The organism is Haloechinothrix sp. LS1_15, from assembly GCF_033042135.1.
Taxonomy (GTDB): Bacteria; Actinomycetota; Actinomycetes; order Mycobacteriales; family Pseudonocardiaceae; genus Haloechinothrix.
On record NZ_WBXM01000003.1, the window covers coordinates 26753 to 49589 of the forward strand.

Here is a 22837-nt window from a genome sequence, read left to right on the forward strand (position 1 = left end):
TCAACGAGCGTGCCGGTAACGAGATGGAAGCGGGTGGCGGATGCTCCCCACGGTGTCCGAGGTGCTGGCGATGCCGGTGCTGCGCCGGGCGTCGCCGCGTGTGGCGGCAGGCGCAGCGGGGCTGTCCCGGCCGGTGCGCTGGGTGCACTCTGCGGAGCTCGCCGACATCGCGCACCTGCTGCGCGGTGGTGAGCTCGTGCTCACCACCGGCATCGCGTTGCCGGAGGAGGAGGCCGGACTGGCAAGCTATGTCGCCGAGCTGGCCGGGGTGGACGCGGCGGGGCTGGTGATCGAGCTCGGGCGCCGGTGGACCGGCGGCCCGCCGGAGGCGTTGCGGCGTGCCTGTGAGCAGGCGGATCTCCCGCTGGTGACGCTGGCCCGCGAAACCCGGTTCGTGTCGGTGACGCAGCAGGTTGGCGAGCGCATCGTGGACGCGCAGCTGGCCGAGCTCCGGGCGGTTGAGCGGATCCACGAGACATTCACCGAGCTGAGCGTCTCGGGTGCGGGTCAGCGCGACATCCTGGCTGAGGTGGCACGCGGCGCGGGCCTGCCGGTGGTGCTCGAGTCGATACGGCACCAGATCCTGGGTTATGACCTGGCGGGGGAGGCGCCGGCGGAATTGCTCGCCGGCTGGGAGCGGCGGTCCCGCGCGATCGAACCCTCGGGGCGCACCACGTACCACCCCGAACTCGGCTGGCTGGTGACACCGGTCGGTGCCCGTGGCGACGACTGGGGCAGGTTGGTGCTGCTCGCGCCCGAGGAGCCGTCGCGTCGCGAGACGGTGCGCCTGGAGCGGGCCGCGGCGGCACTGGCGTTGGACCGGCTGGCCACCCGCGAGCGGGAGAGCCTGGAGCGGCAGACCCACCGTTCGCTGCTGGCGGCGCTGACCGAGCTGACCGAGCTGACCGAGCTGACCGGGCAGGCCGGGCAGGCCGGGCAGGCCGGGCAGGCCGGGACGGCGGGGACGGTGTTCGACCGTTGCGCTGAGGCGGGCGTGCCGGTGCGCGGCCGGATGCTCGTGGGGGTCACGGTAATGCCGCATACCGCGCCCGGCCAGCCGAGTGCGGGTCGGAACGAACCGGAAGCGCGGACGGCGCCCGCGGCGCCTGCCACGCTCGCCGCGCAGCAGGCCGTCCGGGATCTCGCCGAGGTAGCGGCCTCGGCGGCGCGGCACGAGGAGCTTCCCGCGCTGATCGGGGTCACCAGCGACAACACCGTAGGCTGCCTGCTATCGCTGCCGGCCACCTCTGACGGGGACACCGCGAACGCCGCGGCCATCGCGGCCACCGACCGGTTCGCGCGGCAGGTCCACCGGGCGGTGGCGGCCATGCCGCGCACCGTGCCGACGATCGTGGCCGCGGGCAACGTGGTCACCGAGCCGGTCGCGATCCGGCGCAGTCTCGCCGAGGCCGACCAGGTTGCTGCCGCTGCCGCCACGTCCGGCCCGTCGCGGCAACTGTGTCACCGGCTCGGCGATGTCCATGTGCGGGGTCTGCTGCGGCTGCTCGGCGGCGACGACCGGGTGACAGCGTTCGCGGAGCGGGAGCTCGGCGCGCTGGCCGCGCACGACGAGGCGCACGGCACCGCGCTGCTCGGTGCGCTGCGCGCCGAGCTCGAGCACGGGGGCAATCGCGCCGCCGCCGCGGCGTCACTGCACCTGTCACGGCCCGCCTACTACGAGCGGCTCCGCCGCGTCGAGCGCATCCTCGCCGTCGAACTGGCCGACGCCGAGGTGCGCACATCGCTGCACCTGGCCCTGCTGGTGGCCGAGGCGACGGGGTGGGGAGGCGCTGCGCTCAGCTGTTGAACCCCATACCCAGCCGGTCCAGGGTGCGCAGCCACAGGTTGCGCCGCCCGCCGTTGCGCTCGGCGGCCTCGGTGGCCCGCAGCGTGGCCCAGATCCCTGCCGAGCGGACCGGCTCCGGCGGGAACGGCAGCGGCTTGCTCCGCACCATTTCCAGCCGGGTGCGCTCGGTCTCCCCACCGGCCAGCAGGTCGAGCATCACCTGCGCGCCGAACCGGGTCGCGCCTACCCCGAGCCCGGTGTAGCCCGCGGCGTAGGCGAGCCTGCCCCCGTGGGCGGTGCCGAAGAAGGCGCTGAACCGGCTGCAGGTGTCGATCACCCCGCCCCAACCGTGGCTGAACCGTAGCCCGGCGAGCTGGGGGAACGTCTCGAAGAAGTGCCGCGCGAGGCGGGTGAACGTCTCCTGGCGCTGGTCGTAGGCGTCCCGGATGCGGCCACCGAAATGGTGGACGATGTCGTAACCGCCCCACAGGATGCGGTTGTCCGCGGTCAGTCGGTAGTAGTGGAACAGGTTGCCGGCGTCGGCCATCCCGTTGCGTTCCGCCCAGCCGATCGACGCCCGCTGTCGCTCGGTCAGCGGCTCGGTCACCAGCGCATAGTCGTACACCGGCGCGAGGTAGTGCCGCAGCCGCCGCAACGGGCCGGGAAACGCGCCGCCAGCCCAGGCCACGCGCGGCGCGCGCAGCGAACCCCCCGGGGTTTCCAGCCGCAGCCCACCGGCCTCGCGGTGGATGCCGCGCACCGGGCTGTGCTCGTGGATCCGCACGCCGAGCGACTCGCAGGCCGCGCGGAGTCCCCAGACCAGCTTGCCGGGGTGCAGCATCGCAACTCCGCGCCGGTCGAACAGGCCCCCGAGATAGGTGGGGGAGTCGACCATGGCCCGCACCTGCCGCGCGTCGAGGTACTCCGCGGTACCGCCAGCCGCGCGTTGCTGCTCGGCCTCGGCGGCGAGCTCCTCAGCCTGCCACGGGGTCGTGGCCACGGTGAGTTCGCCGGTCCGTTCGAACTCGCAGTCGATGCCGTAGCGGCGCACCGTGTCCTCGATGCCGTCCAGGTTGGTCATGCCGAGTCGCTCCAGCTCGTCGATCTCGGCAGGCCATCGCTGCGCGCCGTTGCCGTAGCCGTGCGTCAGGCTGGCGGCGCAGAAGCCGCCGTTACGGCCGGATCCTGCCCAGCCGACCGTGCGTCCCTCAAGCAGCACCACCTCGGTATCCGGGTCGCGTTCCTTGGCCAGCAGCGCCGCCCACAGCCCGCTGTAACCGCCGCCGACCACCGCGAGGTCGGCGGCGTCCCGTCCGGACAGTGGGGGGTTCGCGGCGGGAACGTCGTGCCCGCCGATACGGGGGTCCAGCCAGAAAACCGCGGGCTCGACATCGGCCAGCGAGGTGGTCACGGGATCGACCGTTGTCCCACTCACGAGCTATCACGTCCGTTCCGTCGTCGCGTTCACGGTGGCTACCTGCCGGTTGGTGCTCAGCGCCTCCTCCTCGCGAGGATCACATTGATCACCGCGAGCAGCACGCCGAGCGCGAACACGAGCGTGCCCATCACGTTCACCTGGGGCGGGATCCCTACCCGGGTCGATCCCCAGATCCACAGCGGGAAGGTGGTGACCTCGCCGCTGACGAACGAGGTGATGATGTAGTCGTCGATGGACAGCGCGAACGCCAGCAGGCCCCCTGCCATGATGGCAGGCGCGAGAGCAGGCAGCGTCACCAGCCGGAACGTGGCCCACGGGCCGGCACCGAGGTCGCGGGCGGCTTCCTCGAGCTGCGGGTCGAGCGTGATCGCCCTGGCTCGCACGGTGATGGCCACGAAGGACACCGAGAACATCACGTGGGCGATCACGATCGTGGTGAACCCGGTAGTGACCCCGGCAAGCAGGAACAGCGACAGCAGCGCGGCGCCGATGACCACCTCGGGCGCGCAGATGGCTGCGAACATGACCGCGTTGCTGCTGTTCTTGCCGGAGAAGCGGTACCGGCCGAGTGCCAGGCCGAGCAGGCTGCCGATGGCGCCTGCGATGAGCATCGTCAGCGCCGCCACGGCCAGCGAGTACAGCAGCGCGCGCGTGAGGTCGGGGTAGGCGAAGGCCTGTCCGTACCAGCGCAGGGTGAAGCCTTCCCAGCGGACGTTGTGTCTGCCGGCGACGTCGTTGAAGCTGAAGGCGATCATGAACGCGATCGGCACGAACAGCCAGGCCAGCACGCCCCAGGTGACGTACTTGCCCCAGTCGATGCGTCGGCGCGGCCGTGCCGGGGTGGCAGGCGGGACCTGACGCGGTGCGGCGGGTTGGGTGGTCGCGGTGGTCATTTGGCCTGCACCTCCATCACCCGTTCGGTGCCCAGCGCTCGGGCGTAGGCGAAGATCCCGGCAAGCAACAGCGCCATCAGCGTGAACGTCAGCGCGGCTGCGATGGGGTAGGCGTTGTTCACCAGGTACTGGGTCTGGATGATGTTGCCGATCATGGTGTTGTGGGTGCCGCCGAGAACCGTCGCGTTGACGTAGTCGGCGCTGGTCGGGATGAACGTCATGAGCCCGCCGGCGAACACCCCTGGCAGTGCCATCGGCAGGATGACCCGGAGGAAAGCCTGCACACGGCCGGCGTAGAGGTCGTAGGCGGCTTCCACCACCCGCGGGTCCATGCGCTCCAGCACCGCGTAGATCGGCAGCACCATGAACGGCAGGAAGTTGTAGGCCAGCCCGAACACCACGGCCGGGGCGCTGTTGAGCACCGAGAACTCGCTAGGAAGCACTCCGATGCTCTTCAGCGTGCCAAGCACCACCCCGTTGTCGCTGAGGGTGAACCGCCACGAGATCGTGCGCAGCACGAACGACACGAAGAACGGCAGCAGGATCAGGAGCAGGTAGGTGCCCTTGTGCTTGCCGCCGTTGAAGGCGATCCAGTACGCCACAGGGAAACCGAGGACGAGGCAGACCAGCGTGGCCGCGCCGCCGTACAGCAGCGACCGGGTGATCTGCTCGCCGTAGGTGGTGATCCCGTCGAGGTAGTTGCCGACCGCGAAGGCCTGCTGGAACCCGGATACCACGTTCCCGGTGGACAGCGACAGTGCCAGCATGCCTGCCAGCGGCGTGACGAAGAACAGCGCCAGCCACGCCCACGCGGGCAGTGCCAGCAGGTACGGCACCAGCTTGCGTCGTGTTCCCGTCATGACTGCGTGATCGCCTGGAACGTCGACAGGAACCCGTCCTCCTCGCCGGGTTCGAGGGTGACGTAACTGTGCAGTTTGGCGTAGTCCTCCTCGGTCGGGAACACCAGTGGGCTGCCTGCCAGCTCCGCCAGGTACTCCCGGTCGGCACCGGAGGCCTCGGCCGCGCGGTCAGCCAGGAGCTGCTCGGTCTCCGGCACCGGCGGGACGTAACCGATGTACTCGGTCAGGTCGGCGGCGATCTCCGGGCGGAAGAGGAAGTCCATCAGCTGGATCGCGTCGACCGGTGCCTCGGAGGTGAGCGGCAGCATGAGGCTGTCGGTCCACAGCGTGGCGCCCTCGTCGGGCACGACGAACTTCAGGTTGGTGCCCTCCTCGGCGTTCTGCTGGAAGATGTCGCCGGACCAGGCCATGGCGAGCCAGACGTCGCCGTTGGTCAGCGGCTGGATGAAGTCCTGCTCGTAGTAGGCACGGACGATGCCGGCATCGCGCTGTTCCTTCAGCTTCCCGGCTGCGGCTTCCCAGTCGTCCTCGGTGGATTCCGCGGGCGACACGCCGTTGGCCAGCAGGCCGAAGTTCGCGATCTCCTGCGCGTCGGCCAGCATCCCGACCTTGCCCTCGAAAGCGGGATCCCACAGGTCGGCGATGCTGGTGATCTCCCGGTCGACGAAATCCGGGTTGTAGGCGATCCCGGTGATGCCGGACGCGTACGGCACGGTGTAGGTGTTGCCGGGGTCGAAGGCTGGGTCCTTGTAGCTCGGGCCCGCGTGCCGGGCGAAGTTCGGCAGCCGGTCGTGGTCCAGCGGTGCCAGGTAGTTCAACGCGATGAACCGTGCCAGCTCGATGCCGTTGGTGAGCACCATCAGGTCGTAGCCGATGGGATCGCCGTTGGCCAGCCGCGGCTGGATCTCGCCTGCGAACGAGGAGTTCTCGTTGATGTCCTCGTGGTAGTCGACGGTGATGCCGGTGGCGTCGGTGAACTTCCGCAGCGGGGTCCGGTCGGGGTCCATGTACAGCGGCCAGTTGGCGAACCGCAGGTGACCGGTCTCCTCCTTGTCCGCCCAGAAGTCGTCGGCGTCGACGCCGCTCGCGCCTTCGCCGCCGATGCCGCAGCCGGACAGCGCCAGTCCGGCCGCGCCCAGTCCGGTGAGCTTGAGCATGCTCCTCCGGTTGACGCGGGCGCGGGTGAGGCCACGTGCCAGGGCGGGGGGCAGGGATCTGGGGTGGCGAGGGTCAGGCATGGTCGTCCCTTTCAGTCATGGGCGCGGTGGGCTCGTCGGGGGTGTGCTCGGGCAGGACGAAGGAGTGGCGTGGCTGCCAGGACAGCCAGACGGCGGTGCCAGGGGTGGCGAGTTCGGCGGCGTCGGATGCGTTCTGGGCGAAGACCACCATGTCGGTGCCGCAGGGCAGGGTGACCGTGTAGTGGGTGGCCGATCCGAGGTAGACGGTGTCGGTGACGGTGCCGCGTACCCGGCTGCGTTCCGGTGCGGGTTCGGCGGTGGTGATCGCGATCTTCTCGGGGCGTACGGTGATGTCCACTGCCGTGCCCTGGCGCAGCGGAGTGCAGGCCAGCACGACCTGACCGTCGGGCAGCCGGACCTGCGAGCAGCCGTCGCCGGTGGCCGCGGCGGTGCCGGACAGCAGGTTGGAGGTGCCGATGAACCCGGCGACGAACCGGCTGGCAGGCTGCTCGTAGACCTCCGCGGGGGTGCCGAGCTGTTCGACGATGCCGTTGTTCATCACCGCGATCCGGTCCGACATGGTCAGCGCCTCGCCCTGGTCGTGGGTGACGTAGACGAAGGTGATGCCGACCTCGCGCTGGATGCGCTTGAGCTCGTGTTGCATGGATTGCCGGAGCTTGAGGTCCAGCGCGCCGAGGGGTTCGTCCAGTAGCAGCGCGCCTGGCCGGTTGACAAGCGCGCGGGCCAGTGCGACCCGCTGCTGCTGGCCGCCGGACAGCTGGGCAGGCTTGTGCTTGGCCCGGTCGCCGAGTTCGACGAGTTCGAGCATCTCCCCGACCCGGCGGGTGATCTCGGCGCCGGGAACCTTCCGGCGTTTCAGCCCGAACGCGACGTTGTCCCGAACGGACATGTGGGGGAACAGCGCGTAGCTCTGGAACACCATGTTGACGTCGCGGTGGTTGGCCGGCACACCGAGCACCGACCGGCCTGCCAGCCGGACATCGCCCTCGGTGGGTTCGTCGAAACCGGCGATCATCCGCATCGTGGTGGTCTTGCCGCAGCCGGACGGGCCGAGTAGCGAGAAGAACTCACCCGCGTCGATGTCCAGGTCGACCTCGCGTACCGCGGTCACGGTCTCGCTGCCGGAGCGGTAGGTCTTGGACACATCCACCAGGTTGATCGCCGGTGACGGGCCGCTCCCTGCCGCGGCGCCGCCCGCCGCGATCCGGGACTCGGGTGTGGTGACTGTCATGCGAGGTTCTCCTGTCCGGGGCCACCGATGTGGCTCATCACGTGCTTGATGCGGGTGTAGTCCTCGAAGCTGTACGCCGAGAGGTCCTTGCCGTAGCCGGAGTGCTTGAAGCCCCCGTGCGGCATCTCCGCGGTGATCGGGATGTGGGTGTTGATCCACACGCAGCCGAAGTCGAGCCTGCGGGACACGCGCAGCGCCTTGGCATGGTCGCGGGTCCACACGCTGGAGGCGAGCCCGTAGCGCACCGAGTTGGCCCAGGCCACGGCAGTGTCCTCTTCGGTGAAGCGTTGCACGGTGATGACCGGCCCGAAGATCTCGTCGGTGACCATCTCGTCGCCCTGGCGCAGCCCGGAGACGACGGTGGGGGAGAAGAAGTATCCCGGACGGTCGACGGGGTCGCCTCCGGCCAGCACGGTGGCGTGGTCGGGTGCGCGGTCGAGGAACCCGCGCACCCTGGCGAGCTGGTCGGCGTTGTTCAGCGGCCCGTAGGTGGCGTCGGGGTTGTCGGGGGCGTCGGTGACGGTGCGCCTTGCCTGCTCGGCCAGGGCGGCGGCGAGCTCGTCGTGGATGCCGGGCCCTGCCAGCACACGGGTGGCGGCGGTGCAGTCCTGCCCGGCGTTGAAATAGGCTGCCTCGGCGATGCCCGCTGCCGCCTTGGTCACGTCGGCGTCGTCGAAAACCACCACGGGCGCCTTGCCGCCCAGCTCGAGGTGCACCCGCTTGAGATCGCCCGCCGCGGCACCCGCCACCTCGTGGCCCGCGCGGGTGGAGCCGGTCAGCGAGACCATGCGGGGGATCGGGTGGGTCACCAGCGCGCGGCCGGCCTCCCGCCCGCCGCAGACCACGTTGAACACGCCAGGGGGGAGGTATTCGGCGGCGATCTCGGCGAGCAGCAGCGTGGTCATCGGGGTGGTCTCGGAGGGTTTGAGCACCAGCGTGTTGCCTGCCGCCAGCGCGGGCCCGATCTTCCAGGCGGCCATCGCCATCGGGTAGTTCCACGGTGTGATCGCGCCGATGACGCCGACCGGTTCGCGCCGGACCCACGAGGTGTGGCCTGCCAGGTACTCGCCTGCCGCCTTGCCTTCCAGGTTGCGGGCGGCTCCGGCGAAGAACCGCAGCGCGTCGGTGACCTGCCACAGCTCCTCGTCGCGGGTGGGAGTGGCCGGCTTGCCGCAGTTGGCGACCTCGGTGGCGACGAGCTCGTCGGCGCGCCGCTCGACGGCATCGGCGAAGGCATTGAGCGCGAGCTGCCGTTGCGCGGGTGTGGAATCCCGCCACCGGTTGGCGAACGCGGCCGACGCCGCGGTACACGCGACGTCGATGTCGGCCGCTGCCGCGTCCGGCGCTTCGGCCAAGGGCTCGCCGGTGGCGGGATCGAGCAGGAGACTGGTGCGGCCGTCCGCGGCGTCGACGTACTCGGCGCCGACGAAGTTCCGCAGCCTGCGGACCGCGGGTCTCGTGCTGGATGTCGTCAGGGGCACGGTCGGTTCTCCCGGCGGTTGTGATGCGGGGCACGATGTTCTGAAACGACAGGTTGACACACGAAGCCGAGGATTGCAACGGATTCAGTTGTAAAATATCTATACTGCGACTGATTACGATGTAAAACTAGCCGATTGCAACTGAATTAGGTGGACATGCGAACCGGGGCTCCGGGGTGGTACCCCGGAGCCCCGGTGGGGCGGGTGGCGTTACAGCGCTTGCCAGGCCTCGGTGAGCGTGCTGCGCAGGATCTGTTCCATCTCGTCGAAGTGGTGCTGCTCGCACACCAGCGGCGGGGAGAGCTGGATGACCGGTTCCCCTCGGTCGTCGGCGCGGCAGTACAGCCCGCGTTCGAACAGCGCGGGTGAGACCAGCCCGCGCAGGATCCGCTCGCATTCGGCGTCGGTGAAGGTTTCCTTGGTCGCGGTGTCCTTGACGAGCTCGATGCCGTAGAAGTAGCCGGCGCCGCGCACGTCGCCGACGATCGGCAGGTCACGTAGCTTGTCCAGGGTGGACCTGAAAGCCTGCTCGTTGGCTTGCACGTGGTCGTAGATGCCTTCACGTTCCAGGATGTCGAGGTTGGCCATCGCGACGGCGCAGGAGACCGGGTGGCCGCCGTAGGTTGAGCCGTGCATGAACGTGGTGGCGCCGGTGCGGAAGGGTTCGGCTACGGCATCGGAGATCAGCACCGCGCCGAGCGGGGCGTAGCCGGAGGTCAGCCCCTTGGCTGTGGTCAGGATGTCGGGCTGGTATCCGTAGCGCCGCGCGCCGAAGTCCGTGCCCAGCCTGCCGAACGCGCAGATGACCTCGTCGGAGACCAGCAGCACGTCGTGTTCGTCGCAGATCTCGCGGACGCGTTCGAAGTAGCCGGGTGGCGGCGGGAAACAGCCGCCGGTGTTCTGTAGCGGTTCGAGGAACACCGCGGCGACCGTGTCCGGTCCCTCCAGCTCGATCGCTTGCGCGATCTGGTCGGCTGCCCACCGGCCGAAGGCGGCGTAGTCGTCGCCGTGCTCGGGTGCGCGGTAGAAGTTGGTGTTGGGTACCCGCACTGTGCTGGGCACCAGCGGTTCGAAGTCCTGCTTGGCCCCAGGCAGCCCGGTGATCGACAGCGCTCCCGCCGACGTGCCGTGATAGGCCAGTGAGCGGCTGACGACCTTGTGCTTGATCGGCTTGCCGCGCAGCTTGTAGTACTGCTTGGCGAGCTTCCACGCCGTCTCCACGGCCTCGCCGCCGCTGACGGTGAGGAAGATCCGGTTCAGGTCGCCGGGGGCCGCCGATGCCAGCCGCTCGGACAGCTCGATCGCCGCGGGGTGCGCGTGACCCCACAGCGGGAAGTAGGCGAGCTCGCGTGCTTGCTTCGCCGCGGCTTCGGCGAGTTCCTGCCTACCGTGTCCGACCTGGACGGCGAACAGCCCGGCCAGTCCGTCCAGGTAGCGCTTGCCCGTGGTGTCCCAGACGTACGGGCCGTCGCCGCGGGCGATGACCGGGATGTCGGCGGTGTCGCTGTGCCGGGTGAAGTGCATCCAGACGTGTTCCCTGGCGGAGGTGGCCAGCCGCTGCGCGGTGCCGGGATCACCGCCGGTCTCGCTGCCTGCGGCCCTGGTCTGTCCGGTGGTCTCAGCGTCGCTGCTCGTGCTCATGATTGCCTCGTGCGATGTCTCGTCGGGACGTGGTCCGTACGGTTGCGTGCTACGTTTATCGCACAAGACAAGGGTATATGCAACTAAATTAGTGGCTATCTATCGAGTTCCCCACTGATACGACTGCTTGTGCAGCTTCAGGTACACCATCGTCTCGACCTCGCGGACGGCCTCGATCGACCGGATGTGACGCGAGACCGTGTCGAGCAAGTGCGCGTCGTCGGTGCAGACCACCTCGCAGAGCAGGTCGAACCGGCCGGAACACATCACCACGTAGTCGATCTCGTCCATCGTCGCCAGCGTCTCGGCGACGGGTTCGAGCGCTCCGGTGATCTTCAGGCCGAGCATGGCCTGCCGGAACAGCCCTACCTGCATGGGATCGGTGACCGCGACGATCTGCATGACACCCGCCTGGGTCAGCCGCTGCACGCGCTGCCGTACGGCTGCCTCGGACAGCCCCACGCTGGCCCCGATCGCGCCGTAGGACCGGCGACCGTCCTGCTGGAGCTGCTCGATGATCAGTTTCGCGGTGTCGTCCAGCGCGTCGTGGCGCGGCGCGGACTTGTTGTTGGAGTGCACCGGGGCATCATGGCCGACTGCTGGCCGGCTGACAAGTGACACGACGCGGGCCTGGGCTTCTGATTACGCTGCTTATCATTATGTGTGCGACGGAATTAGTATCAATAACCTATTGACACGACTGATTTGGTGATGTTCCATGCCTCACACGAGACGGCAGTGCCGAACCAGTCGAGACGGTCTTGCGTGAGGACGAGAGATGCCAGAAGCGAACCACCAGCTCAGCCAGAAGAAGGCCTTCCACCATGTCATCGGCGGCAGGCGCGTCGAATCCGCGGACGGCCGCACGCTGGACGTGATCAACCCGGTGACCGGTGAGGTGTACGCGACCTCTGCGCTGGCAGGGCAGGCCGATGTGGACGCCTCGTTCGCGGCCGCTGCGGGCGCCTTCGAGCAGTGGCGTGACGCCACACCGGCCGCACGGCAGCGCGCCCTGCTGCAGTTGGCTGACGCGCTGGAAGCCCGTGGCGAGGAGATCGTGGCGACCGAGTCGGAGAACACCGGCAAACCGCTCGCCCCCACCCGCGACGAGGAACTGACCATGGTGCTCGACCACCTCCGGTTCTTCGCCGGTGCCGCGCGAGTACTCGAGGGCAAGGCGGCAGGCGAGTACATGGACGGGTTGACCTCCTTCGTGCGCCGCGAACCGGTCGGGGTGTGCGCCCAGGTCACGCCGTGGAACTACCCGCTGCTGATGGCGATCTGGAAGGTCGCTCCCGCGCTGGCGGCAGGCAACACCGTGGTGCTCAAGCCCTCGGACACCACGCCTGCCACGACGGTGCTGCTCGCCGAGGTCGCCGCGGAGTTCCTGCCGCCGGGCGTGCTCAACGTGGTCTGCGGTGACCGCGACACCGGCAGGTTGCTGGTCACCCACGACACGCCGGACATGGTCTCCATCACCGGATCGGTACGCGCGGGCATCGAGGTCGCCGAGGCCGCCGCCGCCGACCTCAAGCGCGTACACCTCGAGCTGGGCGGCAAGGCTCCGGTTGTGGTCTTCGACGACGCCGACATCCCGGCAGCCGCGCAGGCCATCGCCGAGGCGGGCTACTTCAACGCCGGGCAGGACTGCACCGCCGCCACCAGGGTGCTGGCCGCTGACGCGGTGCACGACGAGCTCGTGGCTGCCCTGGCCGAGCAGGCAGCGAACACCGTGACCGCAGGGCCGGACAACCCGGACGCCGCCTACGGGCCGCTGAACTCGGCAGCACAGCTGGACAAGGTCGCCGGTTTCGTGGATCGCCTCCCCGGCCACGCCACCGTCCACCATGGAGGATCCAGGGTGGGTGATCGCGGCTACTTCTACGCGCCGACCGTCATCTCCGGGCTACGGCAGGACGACGAGATCATCCAGCAGGAGGTGTTCGGCCCGGTACTGACCGTACAGCGGTTCACCGGCGAGGACGAGGCGGTGCGGCTGGCCAACGCCGTCGACTACGGACTGGCGTCCTCGGTGTGGACCAGCGACCACGGCCGGGCACTGCGGATGTCCAAGCGGCTGGACTTCGGCTGCGTGTGGATCAACACCCACATCCCGCTGATCGCCGAGATGCCGCACGGCGGGTTCGGCAAGTCCGGCTACGGCAAGGATCTGTCGATGTACGGATTGGAGGACTACACCAGGGTCAAGCACGTCATGAGCGACATCAGCGGGTGAGGCGGACAGGCCGGTTCAGCGGGTTCCCCACTGGTAGGTCTGCTTGCGGAGTTTGAGGTAGGTCAGCGTCTCGACGTGCCGCACGCCCTCCAACGTGCGGATTCGGTTGGAGACCAGGTCGAGCAGGTGTTCGTCATCGGCGCAGACCACCTCGCACAGCACGTCGAACCGGCCGGTGCAGATCACCACGTAGTCCACCGCGTCCATGGCCGCCAGCGTGTCGGCGACCGGTTCCAACGGCCCGTCGACGTTGATGGCGAGCATGGCCTGCCGGAACAGCCCCACCTGCATGGGGTCGGTGACCGCGACGATCTGGATCACCCCGGCCTCGGTGAGCCGCTGCACGCGCTGCCGTACCGCGGCCTCGGACAGGCCGACGGCTTTGCCGATGGCCCCGTAGGAACGCCGCCCGTCCTGCTGCAGCTGCTCGATGATCCGCTTGGCCATGTCGTCCAGCAGCGACGAGCCCGCGGCGTGAGCAGAGGAATTCTGGCTGACCACGCGATCATTGTAGGGAGAGTGAGCATGTGGCACCCGGATCCCCGTCAAACCGGGGATGTCGTGGGCACCGGGCCCGCGGTCAACGCGGCGGCCCATCCTGGCCCGCTGGCGGGAGGAATGCCCGCCGAGTGGGCGGTACACGAGCGCACCTGGATGGCGTTTCCCTGCCCGAACGAGACCTTCGGCGCGGAGGGCACGGCGTCGCTGGCCGCGGCACGGGAGGCGTGGGCGCGAGTAGCCGCCACCCTGGTGCGCTACGAACCGGTCACCTTGCTGGCGGGAACCGGGCAGGTGCGGCAGGCGCGTGATCTGGTGCCCGGCGAGGTGGATGTCGTCGAGGTGCCGCTCGACGACGCGTGGCTGCGCGATTCCGGCCCGACCTTCGTGACCGACCTCTCCTCACCGACGGGACTCGCCGCGGTCGACTGGATCTTCAACGGCTGGGGTGCGCAGCCGTGGGCGAGCTGGACCTACGACGCGCTGCTCGGCGGGCGGCTTGCCGAGTTGGCCGGGCACCGGGTACGGCCGTCCCTGCTGGTCACCGAGGGCGGCGGGTTCTGCACCGACGGCGAGGGTACGGTGCTGCTCACCGACACCGTGCAGCTCGACCCCCGCCGGAACCCGGGCTGGACCCGCACCGAGGTGGAGGCCGAGCTGCACAGCAAACTCGGCACCTCCACGGCCGTGTGGTTGCCGCGCGGGCTCACCCGCGACTACGACCGGTTCGGCACGCGCGGGCACGTCGATCTGCTGGCGTGTTTCCTGGCGCCCGGCCTCGTGGCGGTGCACACCCAACACGATCCGGAGCACCCCGATCACGAGGTCTCGGCGGAGGCCGCCGCGCTGCTGCGGGTCGCGACCGACGCGGCGGGCAGGAACCTGGACGTGGTGGAGCTTCCCGCGCCGCGCGCCGGGTACGAACCCGACGGGCGGCCCACCGACTACTCCTACATCAACCACTACGTGGCCAACGGCGTGGTGCTGCTGCCAACCTTCGACGATCCGCACGACGAGCGCGCCGCCGAGGTGCTGCGCCGTGCCTACCCGGACAGGGTGATCGAGCCGATCCCGGGGAACACGTCGCGCACCCTGTTCGCGTTCGGCGGCGGCGTCCACTGCATCACGCAGCAACAGCCTGCCCGCTCCGAGCCAGCCACCCAGCCAGGAACACAGCAAGGAGAGCAGTCATGCGATTGATCACGGCAGAGGTTCCCGACTCCCCGGCCAGGGTGCACCAACCCGACCGCGAGCGGCTGGTCGTGGGCCTGGTGCAGACCCGCTGGCATGCCGACCCCGAGGAGCACCGACACGTGCTCGCCGAGGGTATCCACACTGCCGCCGAGGCAGGCGCGCAGGTGGTGTGCCTGCCGGAACTCACGCTGTCGCGTTACCCGGCCGACACCCGCCCGGAGGGGGACGCGGCTGCCACAGCGGAGGACCTGGAAACCGGTCCCACCTACACCTTCGCGGCCAAAGCCGCTGCCGATGCCGGGGCCGCGGTGCACGCCTCGCTGTTCGAGCGCGCCGACGGTCCGGACGGGCCCGACGGGCGGGGCTACAACACCGCCATCCTCGTCGCTCCGGACGGCACCCTGCTCGGCAGGACGCGCAAGCTGCACATCCCGATCAGTGCCGGCTACTACGAGGACCACTACTTCCGCGGCGGACCCGCTGAGCCCGAGCCGTACCCGGTGGTCGAGCTGCCGGGAACCGGCAGGGAGCCGGCCGCGCGCTTCGGCCTGCCCACCTGCTGGGACCAGTGGTTCCCGGAGGTCGCGCGGGCGTACTCGCTGCGCGGGGCCGAGGTGCTGGTGTATCCCACCGCGATCGGCTCAGAACCGGACCACCCGGAGTTCGACACCCAGCCGCTGTGGCGGCAGGTCATCGTCGGCAACGGCATCGCCAACGGCACCTTCATGGTGGTGCCCAACCGGTGGGGTGACGAGGGGATGCTGACCTTCTACGGCTCGTCGTTCATCTCCGACCCCTACGGCCGGGTGCTGGTCTCGGCTCCGCGTGATGCCGATGCCGTGCTGGTGGCCCCGCTGGAGCTGGATCAGCGCCGTGACTGGCTCGACCTGTTCCCCTTCCTTGCCACCAGGCGCCCCGATACCTACGGCGTGCTGACCGGGCGCCGCTGACCCCCTGCTTGGAGCCGATATGGACGCTACGGAATTCCGCCGGGAACTGGACCGGCGATTGGAGATCATCGAGGATCCCGAGTACACCGATCCCGCGCGTGAGGACATGCCCGGGCGCGAGCTCGCGTGGCTGGCCGTGGCGAGCCTCGTGCTGATCGTCGTGATGTTCGCCTGGGGGTACCCATGGTGAAGGCGGCCGCGGATCCCAAGCGCGACTCCTCGGTCGCCGGGGAGTACACCGAGCTTCCGGTGCTGCCCGGCGAGCGGATCTGGGGCTTCTGGAAGTTCACGTCGGTCAATGTCGGCGTCGCCATCGCCACCTGGGCATTCCTCACCGGCGGTGCGATCGCGCTGTTCGCCGGGGTGAAGACAGCGATCGCGGCGACGGTGATCGGCAACCTGATCGGCGTGGCGCTGGTCGCGCTGGCGACCTGCCTGCCGTCGGCGAAGTACGGGCTGGAGCAGTACACCGCGCTGCGCTCGGTGTTCGGCCTCAACGGCGTGCGCATCGTGATCGCCGTGCTGATCCCGCTGTCGCTGGCCGGCTGGAACGCCGTGCTGGCCATCATGGTGGGGCGCGCGCTGACCAACGTGGCCGGTGCCGCGCTCGGGGTGGAGTTCGACCCCAGCGGCCCGATGGTGATCGTCATGTCGCTGCTGGCGCTGGTGGCCTCGTGGGGCATCCTCGCGCGCGGGCCGATGTCGATCGCCTGGGTGAGCAAGCTCGTGGCCCCGGTACTGGCGGTGATCACCGTGCTGATGCTGGTGCTGTTGCTCGGTAGCCACTCCTGGAGCGAGTTCACCGCGGCGCAGCCGCTGGATGCCTACGCCGACGACCGGTTGAACTTCGCCGCGGCGCTGGAGCTGAGCTTCGCCACCGGCTTCTCCTGGTGGACCATGATGGGCAACCTGGCACGGCTGACCACCAACCAGCGCAGCGCCTTCTGGCCCAACATGCTCGGGCTGTTCGCGGCCACCGTGGTGGCGGGCATGGTCGGTACGCTGGCTGCGCTGACCGTGGAGTCGGAGGACCCGACGGTGTGGATGATCCCCATCGGCGGGGTCGCGCTCGGCGTGCTGGCGCTGCTGTTCATCGCGTTCGCCAACATCACCAGTATCGTCTCGCAGACCTACGCCGAGGGACTGGCTCTGATCCGGGCGGGCGGCTCGGCGGTCCGGCGCATTCCATGGCCGCTGTTCGTGGCGCTGATGTACCTCCCGGCGGCGCTGGTGGCGTTCCGGCCGGGGGTGCTCGACCAGTTCTTCAAGTTCATGGCTTGGATCGGTCTGGTGATGGCGCCGCTGACCGCGGTGTACCTCACCGACTTCTTCCTGCTACGCCGCAGGAAACTGCGCATTCGCCAGCTCTACGAACCGGACGGCGCTTCCTGCTACACGTTCTGGCGCGGCATCAACCCGGCCGCGTTCGCCGCGATCGCAGCGGGCGCGGCGACCTACTACCTGCTGCTGGACCCCATCACCTTCGAGTCCGCTGCCGCTTTCCGGTACCTCACCGCGTCGATGCCGTCCTTTGTGGTCACGGCTGTCGTGCACCTGGCGCTGACCGTGCTGTGGGTGCGCCGGGCAGGTAAGGGCGGTTACCGCCCCCCGGAGGACGTCGTGTCCAGGGTTTGAGTGCCCCGTGTCCACGGATGCGACATGCCGTGTCGGAGAGCGGGCGGTGTTCGGCTCAGCGCTGCCATGGATCGATGACGTCGACACCGGTGTCGGTGACGGCTTTGGTGTTGCGGGTCACCAGGCGTGCGTTGTGTACCCTGCAGATCGCCGCGATCTGGGCGTCGGCCATGTTGATCGGGCGGCCGAGCTGATCACGCCGCACCACGATGTCCGCGTAGAGCGTCGCCGCGCGACTGTCGAATACCAGTACCTGGCCCTCGAAATCCTCCGCCACGAGTTCGTCGAACCGCGCGGTGAGCAGCTCCTTGCGGTGCCCCTCCGGCAGTCGGGCGAGGCCGAAACGAACCTCGGCCTCCGTCACAGCGGTGATGAACACGTCATCGGCGGGATGGTGGTCCAGCCACGTGAGCACCGCAGGCTCCGGTTCGCGCCGCATGAGCTCGGAGATCACGTTGGTGTCGAGCACGATCATTCGGGAAGCTCCGCGGCCCTGGGGCGTTCCGCACGTGACGGCACGTCGATCTCGGCGTCAGGCACATCCGCGAACCGTCGCCGGATCCTGTTTCCCATCCCGGCCTCCGGGTGCTGCTTGGTGAGCGCGGCGCGGACGATCGAGCGGACCTCGGCCTCCATAGAACGACCGTGTCGCGCGGCGCGAACGCGCAGCTTGTCTTTCAGGTCGTCGTCGACGTCTCGGATGGTCAATGTCGCCATATCGCACACCTTGCATTGCTATCGATGACAGCAATGCCAGCATTTGGGCTGGCAGTAGGCCACGGTGATCGACTACCGTGCCCAGGCAGGTTTCCCGCTCCGGCGAACTCGCCCCGGGGCTACCGGTGTGACGCGAGCCATTGGCACTCTGCCCCGTACGATCTCGGCATGTCCGTGGTTCTGCATCTCATGCCGCTGGCCGACTACGAGGCGGCCGGTGAGCTGATCCACCCGGCCTCGCTGGACACCGAGGGGTTCGTGCACTGCACCGGCGACGAGGACACGCTGCTCGCGGTGGCCAACCACCTCTACCGCGACGCGGAGGGGCAGTTCGTCGTGCTGGAGATCGACACGGCGGCGAGCTCGTCACCGGTGGTGTACGAGGAAGCCGCCCCGGCCCCACCACCGGGGGTGGATCCCTCCGTGCGGTTCCCCCACCTGTACGGGCCGATCGAGCGCTCGGCCGTGGTCGGGCTGTCGCACGCGCGCCGCGCCCTCGACGGCGGCTTTCTTGACATCGAGATGCGCCCGGCGTTCGCCACGGAGCTGGGTCTGCTGCCGCATCCCGAGGGCGGGTGGTACCGGCGGAGCTGGACGAGCGAGCACGCGCTGGATACCAGCGGTGGCGAGCGGGTGGCCGCCACCGCGATCCTGTACCTGCTGGCCGATGGCAGGCAGTCGCGCTGGCACCGGGTGAGCTCGGACGAGCTCTGGTTCTGGCACGGTCCCGGCGAGCTCGACCTGGAGACCGGCGAGGATGGTCGCGTCACGCGGCTGGCGGGCCGGGGTGGCGCTACGACCCCGCAGGCGCTGGTGCGGGCAGGCACCTGGCAGCGTGCGATCGCGCACGGCGAGGTCCTGGTCAGCTGCGTCGTCTGCCCGGGATTCGACTTCACCGACTTCGAGATGCTCGACGAGTAGCGGGGTTCCGGCCGCTACACCAGCCGGACCACCAGGACCAGTGCGCTGGCCGCCAGCAGCACGAAACCCCAGTGTTGCATCGGCAGCGAGAGCAGGATGTGTTCGTCGCGACCGGTGCCCGGCCTGTTCGGTTGCCGGTGGTCGCTGGATCGCGGCTCGTTGAGGTGCTGGCCGAGGAAGTACACCGCGAGAGCGCTCGCCGCGAGGCCGCTGGCCACACCGAACGCGGCGAAGCTCGGCCCGAGTGCGGCCCTGGTTCCCAGACCCGCCGGTACGGAGATCAGCACTGCGATCGGCACCACGAGGATGCCCCACCCGCGCTGGATGATCATGTCGTTCCCTCGTCGTTCGTGATCGCGAGCGAGATCAGGCTACCGGTGGCCGCACGTGTCCGGTGCCCTCGGGCCACGCGGGTCATGGCGCTGCTCGCCGCGCTTTCGGCTTGTACCGTGAAGGGGTGTCGCAGCAGTTGATGAACGGGCCGGGGGAGCGGTGTGACTGATGCCGTCGTCGTAGGATCCGGCCCGAACGGGTTGGCAGGCGCCGTCGCGCTGGCACGGCAGGGGATGCGGGTGACGGTGCTCGAGGCCGAATCCGAGATCGGTGGTGGTGCCCGGTCCACGGAGCTGACCGAACCGGGTCTGCTACACGACCAGTGCTCGGCGGTGCATCCCTTCGCGTGTGGTTCACCGTTCTTGCGTGCCCTCGAGCTGGAGCGCTTCGGGGTGGAGTGGTTGTGGCCCGAGATCGACCTGGCCCACCCCCTGGACTCCGGCGGTGTCGGTGTGCTGATGCGCTCGATCGACGAGACCGCTCGGGGTCTCGGCGTGGACGGGCGTGCGTGGCGAAGGGTGTTCGAGGGCCCGTCACGGGCATTCGACGCGCTGGCCGAGGATCTGCTGCGACCGGCGATGCACGTACCGCGTCACCCGGTGACGCTGGCGCGGTTCGGCATGAGGGCGCTGCCGCCCGCCACCGCTCTGGCACGGCTGTGGCGCACTGACGAGGCGCGCGCGTTGTTCGCAGGCATCGCCGCGCACGCGTTCTACCCGTTGAACCGGCCGTTGACCTCGGCCATCGGAGTGATGCTGACCGCGGCGGGCCACCGCTACGGGTGGCCGGTGGCACGCGGTGGGTCGCAGACGATCGTCGATGCGCTGGTAGCGGTGCTGAAGGAGTCCGGCGGCGTCGTGGTGACCGGTCGACGGGTGAGCTCGTACGACGACCTGCCCCCCGCCGAGGTGGTTCTGCTCGACGTGTCACCGACCGCGGCAGCCGAGATCCTCGGCGACCGTCTACCCGCACGGGTACGCCGCGCCTACACCCGTTACCGCTACGGCCCCGGCGCGTACAAGGTGGACCTGGCCGTGGAGGGTGGCGTGCCGTGGCGCAACGAGCTCTGCCGCCGGGCAGGGACGATACACGTCGGCGGCACCATCGAGGAGATCGACCACGCCGAGCGGCAGATCCACAAGGGGATCATGCCGGAACGCCCTTTCGTGCTGGTGGCGCAGCAGTACCTCGCGGATCCGCGGCGCTCGGCGGGCGATATCCATCCGGTGTGGACCTATGCGCATGTGCCGCACGGTTACCGGGGTGATGCTACCGAGGCGGTCCTGCGACAGGTGGAACGGTTCGCCCCCGGCCTTCGCGAGCGCATCGTGGGGATGTTCGTGCGCTCGACGACCGAGATGCCGCGTTACAACACCAACTACGTCGGCGGCGACATCGCCACCGGCGCCAACTCCCCGGTGCAGGCCGTCATGCGGCCTCGAATGGCGGTGGACCCCTATATGACCGGCGTGCCGGGCGTGTATCTGTGTTCGGCCGCGACACCACCCGGCCCCGGAGTCCACGGCATGTGCGGCTTCAACGCCGCCCACGCGGCGCTGCGCCGTTACCGGCGCGACGTCTGAGGCGGACCGCCGCTGTTCACGACCGGACCTCAGTCCGTACCGCGGTGGGCCGTCGATGGCCGCGTCGTTGACGGCGGTACTCCGCTCGTTCGGTTCGGTTACGACGTCTGCCTCCTCCTGTGCTCGCATCAGATGACCGGGCGGCCGCCGGAGGGAGAACTCCCCGGTCCGGCGGCGCTCGGCACCTTACGTGTTGGCACCGACACTGTGCGTTGCGCGACGAGCATGTGGCACCGATCACCAACCGCATGGTCGGTCGGCGCCGTCGTGGCACAGTAGAACGGGTTCTATCGCGAGGAGGCGCTGTGGAGAGTTCCGGTTCGTCGGGGCGGGGTGTGCCGGGAGGCGAGGTCGCCGAGCGGGCCACGACCGCCGATGCCGAGGACCTCGGCGAGCGCAGGGCAGCCGTCGCCGAGCTGGGCAGCAGGCTGCGGGAGCTCACCGAAGCAGCGATGCTCACCGAGGTCGCGCCCGAGGAGCTCCGGCGGGTGGCGGCTGAGGCCGCCGAGCTGGCGCGCGCGCTGCGCCAGCGGCGGCGGGAGGTGTCCGAGCCCGCTTCGGTGGACGATTTCCAGGGCGGCGTGCGCATGTACAACCCGGTGATCGGCAAGGGACATCCGCTCGCACCCCCGATCCGGTTCGAGGTCGACGGTGCCTATGTCGAGGGGCAGTGCACGCTCGGCGCCGCGCACGAGGGGCCGCCCGCGTGCAGCCACGGCGGTATGAGCGCGCTCTGGGTGGATCAGGCACTCGGTCACGCCGCGGCTGCGGTGGACAACAGGGGTATGACCACCCACCTGTCGGTGCGATACCGCAGACCGGTGCCGCTGGAGGTGCCGCTGCGGATCTGGGCGCGTGCCACCGAGGTGGACGGCAACCGGACCATCACCGAGGGTGGGATCACCACCGTGGCCGAACCTGACGTGGAGCTGGTCGCCGCCGAGGCGCGGTTCCTGCGGATCGACCCGGACCAGGCGCGGCACATGTTCCCCAGCATGTTCGACACGGCAGGCAGCGCGGGCGAGCGCGGCTGAGCCGACCGGACCGTGCCGACCGGACCGTGCCGACCGGGCCGCGACTCAGCCGAGCCAGGACTCGAGCCGTTCGGTCTCCCACCGTTGCTTGGCGAGGAAGCTCTCGTGGTCCGGCGGGGTGAGCCGCACGTCCGGCTTCGGTTCGCTGTAGAAGTTGCCGCGTACGGTCGCGACCTGCTGTCCGGGAAGTTCGAGGAAACAGTACCCCTGGCCGTCGAACGACGCCCGATCTCCGCCGTGCAGGTCGGCGGCGAGGTTCGTGGCCGCCACCGTGCCCGCCGCCTCGGCGAACACCCCGGCCTTGGGAAGCTGCGCCGCCGCGGTCGGCACCGCGGTGCAGTCCCCGACCGCGTACACCCGCTCCGCGCCGGTGGCGAACGAATGCCTGCTCGGGTGGATCCAGCCGGACGGCTCCGCCAGTCCGCTCTCGGCCACGACCACAGGCGGCGCGGCGGCGGGCACCCCGAGCAGCAGCTGCCAGGAGACGCTGGTGCCGTCGGTGAAGGTGGCCGTGCGGGTGTCGTGGTCGATGTCCTGAACCTCGTGCTCGGTCAGCACGGTCACGTCACGCTCGGCGAGCCGGTCGGCGAGATAGCCGCTGGCGTCCGGACCCGCCACCGGCAGGGTGAGGGGCTGTGGGGTGCTCACCGCGACATCCACCTGGTCCCGCCTGCCGCGCGCCCGCAGCCACTCATCCACCAGCAACGCCGCCTCGTACGGGGCGGGCGGGCACGGGTACGGCGCGCCGAGGATGCTCACCAGCACCCGGCCGCTGTCCAGCTGTTCCAGCGAGCCACGGATGCCGGGCAGCTCGGCGGCGTCGTAGAGGTTGTAGGCCGGCGCACCGAGCATCGCGGTGTGGTCCGGGCGGTAGCCTGCGCCCAGCGCCACGATCATCCCGTCCCCGGTGAGGGTTCCCTCGGTGGTCTCCACCGTGCGGGTGGCGGCGTCGATGTGGGTGATCTCGGCGTGGTGGAACTCGATGCCGTGGCGCCGTAGATTCTCCAGCGAACGGCTGCCCTCGGCGAGCGGGCGGATGCCCGCGAGGTCCCACAGCTTGGCGAATCCGACGAAGAACCGGTCGCTGCTCGCCACCACCGTGATCTCGTCCTCGGCGGGAAGCGTGCGCCGCAACTCGGCAGCCGAGGCGAGGCCGCCGAACCCGCCACCGAGCACCAGCACACGAGCCATCGGTCACCTCCGGTAA

The 22837-nt window shown here is 69.6% G+C and carries 22 protein-coding genes; 9 read left to right on the plus strand and 13 right to left on the minus strand.

What is annotated here, in order from left to right:
* The first annotated feature begins 40 nt into the window (after positions 1-40).
* Positions 41-1807, plus strand: a complete 1767-nt coding sequence (locus tag F8178_RS05325; protein WP_317493530.1) for a PucR family transcriptional regulator — start codon at positions 41-43, stop codon at positions 1805-1807.
* On the opposite strand, the gene F8178_RS05330 is transcribed toward F8178_RS05325, so the two are convergent.
* From F8178_RS05330 to F8178_RS05365, 8 genes are all read right to left on the minus strand, one after another.
* Positions 1797-3221, minus strand: coding sequence for an FAD-dependent oxidoreductase (locus F8178_RS05330; protein ID WP_317493531.1), 1425 nt, complete (start codon positions 3219-3221; stop codon positions 1797-1799). The two genes, F8178_RS05325 and F8178_RS05330, sit on opposite strands and share 11 nt — an antisense overlap.
* Positions 3222-3277: 56 nt before the next feature.
* Positions 3278-4117 carry an ABC transporter permease gene (locus tag F8178_RS05335; RefSeq protein WP_317493532.1) on the minus strand — a complete coding sequence of 280 codons (840 nt, stop codon included), beginning with the start codon at positions 4115-4117 and terminating at the stop codon, positions 3278-3280.
* Positions 4114-4977: an ABC transporter permease gene (locus F8178_RS05340; protein ID WP_317493533.1), complete on the minus strand. Its 864-nt coding sequence runs from the start codon at positions 4975-4977 to the stop codon at positions 4114-4116. Before F8178_RS05340 ends, F8178_RS05335 begins: the two co-directional genes overlap by 4 nt.
* A complete protein-coding gene (locus F8178_RS05345) occupies positions 4974-6134 on the minus strand; it encodes a spermidine/putrescine ABC transporter substrate-binding protein (RefSeq protein WP_317493534.1) in 1161 nt (386 codons plus the stop codon). The genes F8178_RS05340 and F8178_RS05345 overlap by 4 nt, the downstream gene beginning before the upstream one ends.
* Positions 6135-6207: 73 nt before the next feature.
* Positions 6208-7407 (minus strand): ABC transporter ATP-binding protein, encoded by a 1200-nt coding sequence (locus tag F8178_RS05350; protein ID WP_317493535.1) that lies wholly within the window; start codon positions 7405-7407, stop codon positions 6208-6210.
* The gene (locus F8178_RS05355; RefSeq protein ID WP_317493536.1) at positions 7404-8888 is read right to left on the minus strand and encodes an aminobutyraldehyde dehydrogenase; all 1485 of its coding nucleotides are present in this window, start codon (positions 8886-8888) and stop codon (positions 7404-7406) included. Before F8178_RS05355 ends, F8178_RS05350 begins: the two co-directional genes overlap by 4 nt.
* 210 nt (positions 8889-9098) lie before the next feature.
* On the minus strand, positions 9099-10412 hold the full coding sequence (locus tag F8178_RS05360; RefSeq protein WP_396345074.1) for an aspartate aminotransferase family protein: 1314 nt from the start codon (positions 10410-10412) through the stop codon (positions 9099-9101).
* 216 nt (positions 10413-10628) lie between these two features.
* Positions 10629-11069, minus strand: coding sequence for an Lrp/AsnC family transcriptional regulator (locus F8178_RS05365; protein WP_396345076.1), 441 nt, complete (start codon positions 11067-11069; stop codon positions 10629-10631).
* Positions 11070-11307: 238 nt separating this feature from the next.
* Here F8178_RS05365 and F8178_RS05370 point away from each other — a divergent pair, with 238 nt between their 5' ends.
* On the plus strand, positions 11308-12765 hold the full coding sequence (locus F8178_RS05370) for an aminobutyraldehyde dehydrogenase (RefSeq protein ID WP_317493539.1): 1458 nt from the start codon (positions 11308-11310) through the stop codon (positions 12763-12765).
* A gap of 15 nt (positions 12766-12780) precedes the next feature.
* Here the strand turns inward: F8178_RS05370 and F8178_RS05375 are convergent, their stop codons facing one another.
* The gene (locus F8178_RS05375) at positions 12781-13212 is read right to left on the minus strand and encodes an Lrp/AsnC family transcriptional regulator (RefSeq protein WP_317493894.1); all 432 of its coding nucleotides are present in this window, start codon (positions 13210-13212) and stop codon (positions 12781-12783) included.
* 114 nt (positions 13213-13326) lie between these two features.
* On the opposite strand from F8178_RS05375, the gene F8178_RS05380 reads away from it, so the two are divergent.
* Genes F8178_RS05380 through F8178_RS05395 form a run of 4 tightly spaced genes read left to right on the plus strand, consistent with a single transcriptional unit; the run spans position 13327 to position 17042 of the window.
* Entirely contained in the window at positions 13327-14463 is a 1137-nt protein-coding gene (locus F8178_RS05380; RefSeq protein ID WP_317493540.1) for an agmatine deiminase family protein, read from the plus strand.
* Entirely contained in the window at positions 14454-15407 is a 954-nt protein-coding gene (locus tag F8178_RS05385; RefSeq protein ID WP_317493541.1) for a nitrilase-related carbon-nitrogen hydrolase, read from the plus strand. The genes F8178_RS05380 and F8178_RS05385 overlap by 10 nt, the downstream gene beginning before the upstream one ends.
* Positions 15408-15426: 19 nt before the next feature.
* Entirely contained in the window at positions 15427-15597 is a 171-nt protein-coding gene (locus tag F8178_RS05390) for a hypothetical protein (RefSeq protein WP_317493542.1), read from the plus strand.
* A complete protein-coding gene (locus tag F8178_RS05395) occupies positions 15591-17042 on the plus strand; it encodes a cytosine permease (protein WP_317493543.1) in 1452 nt (483 codons plus the stop codon). Before F8178_RS05390 ends, F8178_RS05395 begins: the two co-directional genes overlap by 7 nt.
* A 55-nt stretch (positions 17043-17097) precedes the next feature.
* Here the strand turns inward: F8178_RS05395 and F8178_RS05400 are convergent, their stop codons facing one another.
* On the minus strand, positions 17098-17517 hold the full coding sequence (locus F8178_RS05400) for a type II toxin-antitoxin system VapC family toxin (protein ID WP_317493544.1): 420 nt from the start codon (positions 17515-17517) through the stop codon (positions 17098-17100).
* Complete coding sequence (locus F8178_RS05405) at positions 17514-17759, minus strand: FitA-like ribbon-helix-helix domain-containing protein (RefSeq protein WP_317493545.1); 246 nt, start codon at positions 17757-17759, stop codon at positions 17514-17516. The genes F8178_RS05400 and F8178_RS05405 overlap by 4 nt, the downstream gene beginning before the upstream one ends.
* 168 nt (positions 17760-17927) lie before the next feature.
* Here F8178_RS05405 and F8178_RS05410 point away from each other — a divergent pair, with 168 nt between their 5' ends.
* Complete coding sequence (locus tag F8178_RS05410) at positions 17928-18680, plus strand: cupin domain-containing protein (RefSeq protein WP_317493546.1); 753 nt, start codon at positions 17928-17930, stop codon at positions 18678-18680.
* Between the two features lie 14 nt (positions 18681-18694).
* Here the strand turns inward: F8178_RS05410 and F8178_RS05415 are convergent, their stop codons facing one another.
* Complete coding sequence (locus F8178_RS05415) at positions 18695-19012, minus strand: hypothetical protein (RefSeq protein ID WP_317493547.1); 318 nt, start codon at positions 19010-19012, stop codon at positions 18695-18697.
* Positions 19013-19174: 162 nt separating this feature from the next.
* Here F8178_RS05415 and F8178_RS05420 point away from each other — a divergent pair, with 162 nt between their 5' ends.
* Both F8178_RS05420 and F8178_RS05425 read left to right on the plus strand, forming a co-directional pair.
* Positions 19175-20596 carry an NAD(P)/FAD-dependent oxidoreductase gene (locus F8178_RS05420; protein ID WP_317493548.1) on the plus strand — a complete coding sequence of 474 codons (1422 nt, stop codon included), beginning with the start codon at positions 19175-19177 and terminating at the stop codon, positions 20594-20596.
* A 305-nt stretch (positions 20597-20901) separates the two neighbouring features.
* Positions 20902-21630: a PaaI family thioesterase gene (locus F8178_RS05425; RefSeq protein WP_317493549.1), complete on the plus strand. Its 729-nt coding sequence runs from the start codon at positions 20902-20904 to the stop codon at positions 21628-21630.
* Between the two features lie 45 nt (positions 21631-21675).
* Here the strand turns inward: F8178_RS05425 and F8178_RS05430 are convergent, their stop codons facing one another.
* Positions 21676-22821, minus strand: a complete 1146-nt coding sequence (locus F8178_RS05430; protein WP_317493550.1) for an FAD/NAD(P)-binding oxidoreductase — start codon at positions 22819-22821, stop codon at positions 21676-21678.
* Positions 22822-22837 lie beyond the last annotated feature (16 nt).

What these genes read in the sequence shown, in the direction of transcription:
- F8178_RS05410 (WP_317493546.1), top strand. Translation starts at nt 17,928, where the DNA reads ATGTCCGTGGTTCTGCATCTCATGCCGCTGGCCGACTACGAGGCGGCC.
- F8178_RS05325 (WP_317493530.1), top strand. Translation starts at nt 41, where the DNA reads ATGCTCCCCACGGTGTCCGAGGTGCTGGCGATGCCGGTGCTGCGCCGG.
- F8178_RS05370 (WP_317493539.1), top strand. Translation starts at nt 11,308, where the DNA reads ATGCCAGAAGCGAACCACCAGCTCAGCCAGAAGAAGGCCTTCCACCAT.
- F8178_RS05350 (WP_317493535.1), bottom strand. Translation starts at nt 7,407, where the DNA reads ATGACAGTCACCACACCCGAGTCCCGGATCGCGGCGGGCGGCGCCGCG.
- F8178_RS05360 (WP_396345074.1), bottom strand. Translation starts at nt 10,412, where the DNA reads ATGCACTTCACCCGGCACAGCGACACCGCCGACATCCCGGTCATCGCC.
- F8178_RS05400 (WP_317493544.1), bottom strand. Translation starts at nt 17,517, where the DNA reads ATGATCGTGCTCGACACCAACGTGATCTCCGAGCTCATGCGGCGCGAA.
- F8178_RS05405 (WP_317493545.1), bottom strand. Translation starts at nt 17,759, where the DNA reads ATGGCGACATTGACCATCCGAGACGTCGACGACGACCTGAAAGACAAG.
- F8178_RS05335 (WP_317493532.1), bottom strand. Translation starts at nt 4,117, where the DNA reads ATGACCACCGCGACCACCCAACCCGCCGCACCGCGTCAGGTCCCGCCT.
- F8178_RS05395 (WP_317493543.1), top strand. Translation starts at nt 15,591, where the DNA reads ATGGTGAAGGCGGCCGCGGATCCCAAGCGCGACTCCTCGGTCGCCGGG.
- F8178_RS05345 (WP_317493534.1), bottom strand. Translation starts at nt 6,134, where the DNA reads ATGCTCAAGCTCACCGGACTGGGCGCGGCCGGACTGGCGCTGTCCGGC.
- F8178_RS05340 (WP_317493533.1), bottom strand. Translation starts at nt 4,977, where the DNA reads ATGACGGGAACACGACGCAAGCTGGTGCCGTACCTGCTGGCACTGCCC.
- F8178_RS05385 (WP_317493541.1), top strand. Translation starts at nt 14,454, where the DNA reads ATGCGATTGATCACGGCAGAGGTTCCCGACTCCCCGGCCAGGGTGCAC.
- F8178_RS05430 (WP_317493550.1), bottom strand. Translation starts at nt 22,821, where the DNA reads ATGGCTCGTGTGCTGGTGCTCGGTGGCGGGTTCGGCGGCCTCGCCTCG.
- F8178_RS05390 (WP_317493542.1), top strand. Translation starts at nt 15,427, where the DNA reads ATGGACGCTACGGAATTCCGCCGGGAACTGGACCGGCGATTGGAGATC.
- F8178_RS05375 (WP_317493894.1), bottom strand. Translation starts at nt 13,212, where the DNA reads ATGGCCAAGCGGATCATCGAGCAGCTGCAGCAGGACGGGCGGCGTTCC.
- F8178_RS05415 (WP_317493547.1), bottom strand. Translation starts at nt 19,012, where the DNA reads ATGATCATCCAGCGCGGGTGGGGCATCCTCGTGGTGCCGATCGCAGTG.